This window comes from Glycomyces sp. NPDC021274 (assembly GCF_040641195.1).
Classification (GTDB): Bacteria; Actinomycetota; Actinomycetes; order Mycobacteriales; family Micromonosporaceae; genus Glycomyces.
The window spans coordinates 1-2,364 of record NZ_JBFADC010000040.1 but is presented as its reverse complement, the minus strand read 5'-3'; the positions used below and the strand labels follow the sequence as shown (position 1 = coordinate 2,364).

Sequence of the window (2,364 nt, the reverse complement as noted above, 5' to 3'; positions counted from 1 at the left end):
TGGAGCTGAAGTCGACGATCAACACCATGGTCGACCAGCTCTCCGCCTTCGCCGACGAGGTCACCCGCGTCGCCCGCGAGGTCGGCACCGAGGGCAACCTCGGCGGTCAGGCGCAGGTCCGGGGCGCCTCCGGGGTCTGGAAGGAGCTCACCGACAACGTCAACTTCATGGCGCTGAACCTCACTTCGCAGGTCCGCAACATCGCCCAGGTCACCACCGCGGTCGCCAACGGCGACCTCACCAAGAAGATCGACGTGGACGCCCGCGGCGAGATCCTGGAGCTGAAGGACACCGTGAACACCATGGTGGACCAGCTGCGGGCGTTCGCCGACGAGGTCACCCGCGTGGCCCGCGAGGTCGGCACCGAGGGCCGGCTCGGCGGACGCGCCCAAGTCCACGGCGTCTCCGGCGTCTGGAAGAACCTCACCGACAACGTCAACTTCATGGCGGACAACCTCACCTCCCAGGTCCGCAACATCGCCGAGGTGGCGACGTCGGTGGCCCGCGGCGACCTGTCCAAGAAGATCGACGTGGACGCCCGCGGCGAGATCCTGGAACTCAAGACCACCATCAACACCATGGTCGACACCCTGTCCTCGTTCGCCTCCGAGGTGACCCGGGTGGCCCGCGAGGTCGGCAGCGAGGGCCAGCTCGGCGGCCAGGCCCGGGTCGAGGGCGTCTACGGCACCTGGAAGCAGCTCACCACCAGCGTCAACGAGCTGGCGCTCAACCTCACCACCCAGGTCCGCGCGATCGCCGAGGTGACCAGCGCGGTCACCCAGGGCGACATGTCCGGCTCGATCACCGTCGACGCCCAGGGCGAGGTCGCCGCCCTGAAGAACAACATCAACCTCATGGTCGCCAACCTCCGCGAGACCACCCGCGCCAAGGACTGGCTGGAGTCCAACCTGACCCGCATCGCCGGTCTGATGCAGGGCCACCGCGACCTGGTCGAGGTCGCCGACCTGATCCTGCGCGAGCTGACCCCGCTGGTGAACGCGCAGTTCGGCGCGTTCTTCCTGGCCGAGGCGGGCGCCCTGCCGGGCGAGGGCCTGGAGCTGATCGCCGGCTACGGCACCGGCCACCCCGAGGGCCGCAGGTCACTGCCCCGGATGCGGATGGGCACCCCCGGCTGGGGCCTGATCACCCAGGCCGCGACGGAGAAGAAGCGGATCCTCGTCGAGAACGTCCCCGCCGACTACCTCACCATCAGCTCCGGACTCGGCGCCGCCGCCCCCGCCAGCGTCGTCATCCTGCCGATCCTCTTCGAGGACCAGGTGCTCGGCGTGATCGAACTGGCCTCCTTCAGCCGCTTCAGCGACGTCCACCTCGCCTTCATCGACCAGTTCGTCAACACCATCGGCGTCTCCGTCAACACCATCATCGCCAACTCCCGTACCGAATCACTGCTCTCGGAGTCCCAGCGGCTGACCGCCGAGCTACGCCAGCGCTCCGACGAGCTCCAACTCACCAACGCCGAGCTGGAGGAGAAGGCCGCGCTCCTGGCCACCTCCTCGCAGTACAAATCCGAGTTCCTGGCCAACATGTCGCACGAGCTGCGGACCCCCCTCAACTCCCTGCTCGTCCTCTCCCGCCTACTCGCGGACAACCCCGAGAGCCACCTCAGCACGCAGGAGGTGGAATTCGCCGTCACCATCCACCGCGCCGGCTCCGACCTGCTCCAACTCATCAACGACATCCTCGACCTGTCGAAGATCGAGGCCGGGCGGATGGACGTCCACCCCAAGTCCCTGCCGCTGAAGAAACTCCTCGACTACGTCCGCGCCACCTTCCGCCCACTCACCGTCGACCGCGGCCTCAGCTTCGACGTCCGGGTCGGCGACGACGTCCCCGAGGAGCTCTTCTCCGACGAACAGCGCCTCCAGCAGATCCTGCGCAACCTGCTCTCCAACGCGGTGAAGTTCACCACCACCGGCGGCGTGGAACTCATCGTCGAACGCGTCCCCGGCGACCGTTTCGCGGAGGAGACCCTGCGCACCGCCGAGGCCGTCATCGCGCTCTCCGTGAAGGACACCGGCATCGGCATTCCCCCGGAGAAACTCGACGGGATCTTCGAGGCGTTCCAGCAGTCCGACGGCACCACCAGCCGCAAATACGGCGGCACCGGCCTCGGCCTATCCATCAGCCGCGACATGGCCGCGCTGCTCGGCGGACGCATCAAGGCCGAGAGCCAGGTGGACGTCGGCTCCACCTTCACCCTCTACGTCCCCGCCCGCTACACCGGACCGTCCACCGCACCGGCCACCGGCCTGTCGGCCCGACCCGACGACACCGCGGAGACCTTCCTGGGCGACGGCGGCGGCCCCGCCGCCCCCGCGCTGCCCACCGTCCCCGACGGCACCC

General features: G+C 68.7%; 1 pseudogene. It reads left to right on the top strand.

What is annotated here, in order from left to right:
• Positions 1-2,246: pseudogene (locus AB0I03_RS26350) on the top strand (ATP-binding protein); the annotation flags it as partial.
• Positions 2,247-2,364: the final 118 nt, after the last annotated feature.